4 protein-coding genes are annotated in these 5,354 nt (G+C 76.5%); 3 read left to right on the top strand and 1 reads right to left on the bottom strand.

What is annotated here, in order from left to right; translation table 11 throughout:
* Nucleotides 1–415, bottom strand: a 415-nt coding sequence (locus ACK586_RS02390) for an IS110 family transposase (RefSeq protein ID WP_409328841.1), incomplete at its 3' end; no start/stop codon positions are given.
* A 484-nt stretch (nucleotides 416–899) separates the two neighbouring features.
* On the opposite strand from ACK586_RS02390, the gene ACK586_RS02385 reads away from it, so the two are divergent.
* From ACK586_RS02385 to ACK586_RS02375, 3 genes are all read left to right on the top strand, one after another.
* Nucleotides 900–2,975, top strand: coding sequence for an acyltransferase family protein (locus tag ACK586_RS02385; RefSeq protein WP_409328840.1), 2,076 nt, complete (start codon nucleotides 900–902; stop codon nucleotides 2,973–2,975).
* A gap of 85 nt (nucleotides 2,976–3,060) precedes the next feature.
* Entirely contained in the window at nucleotides 3,061–3,864 is an 804-nt protein-coding gene (locus tag ACK586_RS02380; RefSeq protein WP_409328852.1) for a purine-nucleoside phosphorylase, read from the top strand.
* A partial coding sequence (locus tag ACK586_RS02375) for a phospho-sugar mutase (protein WP_409328839.1) occupies nucleotides 3,861–5,354 on the top strand: 1,494 nt, incomplete at its 3' end. The genes ACK586_RS02380 and ACK586_RS02375, both read left to right, overlap by 4 nt.

The following is a 5,354-nucleotide window of genomic DNA, read 5'->3' as shown; positions in this document are numbered from 1 at the left end:
TCGCGTCGGCGTCGTCGTTCTTGTTCCGGGTGAAGTCCTCGGCCTCCCGAGCCCGATGCACCAGCAGCGGCTGCACGCACACCAGCCGCACTCCGTGCTCGGCGGCGATCTGGTCCAGCACCCGCCAGCGGTGCCCGGTCGGCTCACAGGCCACCACGACCGAGGTGAAGCCGGCCTCGGCCGCCCGGGTCAGCCCCCAGGCAACGGCCTCGGCCAGCTGCCACGCCTTGACCTTCATTGTGCGGCGGGCGAGCACCTGCGAGTCCTGGTCGGTCAGCGCGCAAACCTGCTTGTCCGCGGCCAGATCGAAGGCCAGCACCGCAGACTCGCGGGTGACCACGGCACGCAGCCGGGCCAGCTTCTCGTTGCGCCGGCGATCTCCACGCGAGAGCCGACGAGAGCTACGGTTCGACACGACATCCTCCTGGTCGGGTTGGGACACCAAGCCCGTTCACCCCACCAGGGGGATGTCCTGAATCTCCAACCCGCTCAGGTCGTTACTACGAGGGCCCCGGCTGACGAGGTCCCCGGCTGACGAGGTCCCCGGCTGACGAGGTCCCCGGCTGACGAGGTCCCCGGCTGGCTACCGGGAGAACCGACGCCCACCCCCGCGGACACCGTCCGCGCGGGGGCAGGCGGCATGGCGGGAGATGCCCGGCGACGAGTGACAGGTGTGGCCGCCGCGTCAGACGGGACACCGGATGCGGCGCCCGTGAACCGCGACACCACGGCTCTCCCTCCCGGACCGGTGAGGTTCCGCATACCCTCAGGAGCGATCCGTCCGCGCCGCCGCGCCCTCCCGAGGGGTGCCAGGTGGTGCCCGACCGAGCCGACATCGCCCCCTCCGTGGTGCGGTCCGCTCCCCGCCGGGTGTCCGGCTGCCGCAGTCTGGAGGTGTCGTGCGTCCCGCCGTCGTACCCCGACCCGAGAGCGCCCGCTCCCCCGTCGCGGCGCCGGCGCGGCGCACGGAGGTCGACGGGCTGCGCGCCCTGGCGGTGGCGCTGGTCGTCGGCTACCACGTGTTCACCGGCCGGGTCTCCGGCGGCGTCGACGTCTTCCTCGCCCTCAGCGGCTTCTTCCTCGTGCACTCGCTGGCCGGCCAGCACCGGCGCACCGGCCGCATCCGGGTGCTCCCGCAGATCGCCCGGACGACGTCGCGGCTGGTCCCGCCGGCCCTGCTCGTCATCGCCTCCACGGGGGTCGTCTCCGCCTTCCTCCTGCCCGAGGGCCGGTGGCGCGAGCTGGCCTGGCACCTGCTCGCCTCGGCCACCTTCACCGAGAACCACCGCCTGGTCCACGAGGCCGTCGACTACAGCGCCTCCAACGCCATCGCCAGCCCGCTGCAGCAGTTCTGGTCGCTGTCCATCCAGATGCAGGTCCTGCTCATCGCCCCGGTCGTGGTCGTGGCCGGAGCGTGGCTGCTGCGCCGCCTCGGCGTGCGTCGCGTGTCCCGCCAGGCCGTCGTCGCCGCCGTGGCGGCCGTGACCGGCGCCTCGCTGGCCTGGTCGCTGCTGGCGACCGCGGAGAACCAGCCCGTCGCGTACTTCTCCACGCTGCCGCGCGTCTGGGAGTTCGGCGTCGGCGCGCTGGTGGCACTCCTGCTGGCCGCCGTGCGCCCCCGCCCGGGCATCGGCCTGGCCCTCGGCTGGGGCGGGCTCCTGGCGCTCGTCGCCTTCGGCGGCCTGGTGGACGGCGCCCACCGGCTGCCCGGCTGGGAGGCGCTGTGGCCGGTGTCCTGCGCCATGGCCATCGTCGTCGCCGCCGACACCGGCGGCCGCTGGGGAGTGCACCGGGTCCTCGGCCTGCCCGCCGTGCGGTGGCTCGGCGTCCGCTCCTACGCCCTGTACCTCTGGCACTGGCCGGTCCTGGTCCTCTACCTCGTGCACTACCAGCGCGACGAGCCCTCGCTGCGCGGGGCGGCGGCGGTGATCGGCCTGTCGGTCGTGCTGGCCGCGCTCGCCCACCGGCTCGTCGAGCGCCCGGTCGGCGTCCGGCTGCCCGGCCGCCGCCCCGCCGTCGCGCTGGCCGTCGTCGCCGCCGGGGTCCTCCCCGCGGCGGGAGCCGGGGTGGCCGCCCTGGAGTGGCTGGACCGGCAGGCCGAGCGGACGGCGGCGGCCGCCGACGACCCGGCCTATCCCGGCGCGGCCGCGCTGGGCGGCGCCCTGGTCAGCACGGGCGGGGTCAGCGGGGTCGAGCCCCTGCCCGCGTTCACGGTGATCCGCGACGACTGGCCGGAGCTGACCGGCGCCGAGTGCTGGACCGAGGAGGAACCGGCCGAGCCCGTCCCGGCCGTGATGGACGTCTGCCGGCTGGGCCCCGACGACGCGAGCCGTCGCATCGTCGTCGCCGGCGACTCGCACACCGCCCAGTGGCTCACCCCGCTCGCCGCGATCGCCGAGCGCCGCTCCTGGCAGGTGATCTCCATCGTCCGGGGCGGGTGCAACCTGTCGGTCGAGTCGGAGTTCCTCCGCGAGGGAGAGCCCGGCTACGAGGAGTGCGTGGCGTGGCGGTCCCGCCTCGTCGACCGGATCGTGGGCCTCGAGCCCGACCTCGTGCTCGCCGGCGCCACCCGGACCGACCCCGACCCCGCCGGCCCGGAGTTCCTGCCCACCGGCTTCCTCCCCGCCTGGCAGCAGCTGTCCGACGCCGGCGTGCGCGTGCTCGCCCTGCGCGACACCCCGCGGCTGCTCATGGACATGCCCGACTGCCTCGCCCGCGCCGGCGACACCTCGCCGGAGTGCGGGGTCACCCGCGCCGGCGCCTACCGCGACGAGCTGCTGGACGAGATGGCCGAGTTCCTGCCGCCCCAGGTCGAGGTCGTCGACACCAGCCACTACTTCTGCACCGACGAGTTCTGCCCCGGCCTGGTCGGCAACGTGCGCGTCTACATGGACGCCGGCCACGTGACCGCGACCTACATGCGGACCGTGCGGCCGCTGCTGGAGGCCGACCTGCTCGCCCGCACCGGGTGGTGAGGTCGCGGCACCACCGGGTGGTGAGGTCGCGGCACCGCCGGATCGGCGCCGCGGGCGGCTGCGTTAGCGTCGCGCCGTGAGTGAGATGTCCTCCGGTCCCGACCCCGCCCACCTCGCCCGGCTGGCCGCCGAGGACCTGCAGGCCGCCCTCGGCGAGGGCCACGACACCGCCGTCGTCATGGGCTCGGGCTGGGCCGCGGCGGCCGAGTCCTTCGGCCCGGCCGACAGCTCCGTCGCCATCGACGAGCTGCCCGGGTTCTCCGCCCCCATCGTGGCCGGGCACGGCGGGGAGGTCCGGTCGGTGCGGGTGGGCCGGCACCGCGTCCTGCTGTTCCTGGGCCGCACCCACCTGTACGAGGGCCGCGGGGTCAACGCGGTGGTGCACGGCATCCGCACCGCCGCCGCCGCGGGGGTGCGCACCGTCGTCCTCACCAACGCCGCCGGCGGGCTGGCCCCGGAGCACCGCGTCGGGCAGCCGGTCCTGATCAGCGACCACCTGAACCTCACCGCGCGCTCCCCGCTGGTCGGGCCCAGCTTCGTCGACCTCACCGACCTGTACTCGGCCCGGCTGCGCGAGCTGGCCCGGCAGATCGACCCGGCGCTGACCGAGGGCATCTACGCCGCGCTGCCCGGACCGCACTTCGAGACCCCCGCCGAGATCCGCATGCTCCGCACGCTGGGCGCGGACCTGGTCGGCATGTCCACCGCCCTGGAGGCGATCGCGGCCCGGGCGGCGGGCATGGAGGTGCTCGGCCTGTCGATGGTCACCAACGCGGCGGCCGGCATCACCGGCGAGGCCCTGGACCACCTGGAGGTGCTCGCCGCCGGCAAGGAGGCCGCCGCCGGTCTGGGCCGGTTCCTCGTCGAGCTGGTCAGCCGGATCCCGTGAGCGGGCCGGCCGGCCCGGTGGACGGCGACCTGCTCGACCGGGCACGGCAGTGGGCCGCCGCCGACCCGCACCCCGGTGACCGCGCCGAGATCGAGGAGCTCGTCGCCGCCGCGCCCGGGGACCCGGCGGCCGCCGCGGAGCTCGCCCGCCGCTTCGCCGGTCCGCTCACCTTCGGCACCGCCGGCCTGCGCGGCCCGCTGCGCGCCGGGCCCGCCGGCATGAACGCCGCCGTGGTCGTCCGCGCCGCCGCCGGGCTCGCCCGGTACCTCACCGACGAGGGGCACGCCGGTGGCACCGTCGTCGTCGGCTTCGACGCCCGGCACCGGTCGCAGGAGTTCGCCCGGCTCTCGGCCGAGGTCTTCGCCGGGGCGGGCTTCGTCGTCCAGGTGCAGCCACGGCCGCTGCCGACGCCGCTGCTCGCGTTCGCCGTCCGCCACCTCGGCGCGGTCGCGGGGGTGGTCGTGACCGCGAGCCACAACCCCCCGCAGGACAACGGCTACAAGGTGTACCTGGCCGACGGCGCCCAGCTGGTGCCGCCGGCGGACCGGCGGATCGAGGCGGCCATCTCCGCGGTGGGCCCGGCCGCGGAGGTCCCGCGGGAGGGCGGCTGGGGCGTGCTCGGCGACGACCTCGTCGACGAGTACGTCGCGGCGGTGCTGCGGGCGCTGGAGGCCGACCGCGTCGACCCGGCGGCCCGCGCCCGGCTGCGGGTCGCCTACACCGCGATGCACGGCGTGGGCGCGCAGACCACCCGGACCGTCTTCGCCGCCGCCGGGCTCGCCGAGCCGGCGAGCGTCGCGGAGCAGGACGCCCCCGACCCCGCCTTCCCGACCGTCGCCTTCCCCAACCCGGAGGAACCCGGCGCGGTCGACCTGCTGCTCGCCCTGGCCGAGCGCACCGGCGCCGACGTCGCCATCGCCCAGGACCCCGACGCCGACCGGTGCTCGGTCGTCTGCGGCGGCCGGCAGCTCACCGGCGACGAGGTGGGCGCCCTGCTCGCCGACTGGCTGCTGCGCCGCGGCGTGCGCGGTACGTACGCCGCCTCGCTGGTCAGCGGCTCGCTGCTGCACGCCCTCGCGGCGGCGCACGGCGTCCCCTTCGCCGAGACACCGACCGGCTTCAAGTGGATCGTCCGCGCCGGGGAGCCGGGGCGGCCGCTGGTGTTCGGCTACGAGGAGGCGCTGGGCTACGCCGTGGCCCCCGACGTCGTCCGCGACAAGGACGGCATCTCCGCCGCCCTCGCCGTCGCCCTGCTGGCCGCCGAGCTGGGCACGTCCGGGCGCACCCTGCTCGACCGGCTCGACGAGCTGGCCCGCGAGCACGGCCTGTTCGCCACCGGGCAGCTGTCGGTGCGGGTGGAGGACCTGTCGGTCATCTCCGGCGCTATGGCCCGGGGGGGGGGGGCGCCGCCCCCCCCCCCCCCCGCCCGCCCCCCCGCCCCCGCCCCCCCCCCCCCCCCGCACCCCCCCCCCCACCCCCCCCCGCTGGCG

Origin of the sequence: Trujillonella humicola (assembly GCF_046233715.1) — a bacterium.
Classification (GTDB): Bacteria; Actinomycetota; Actinomycetes; order Mycobacteriales; family Geodermatophilaceae; genus Trujillonella; species Trujillonella humicola.
This window is presented reverse-complemented; position numbering and strand designations above follow the sequence as displayed.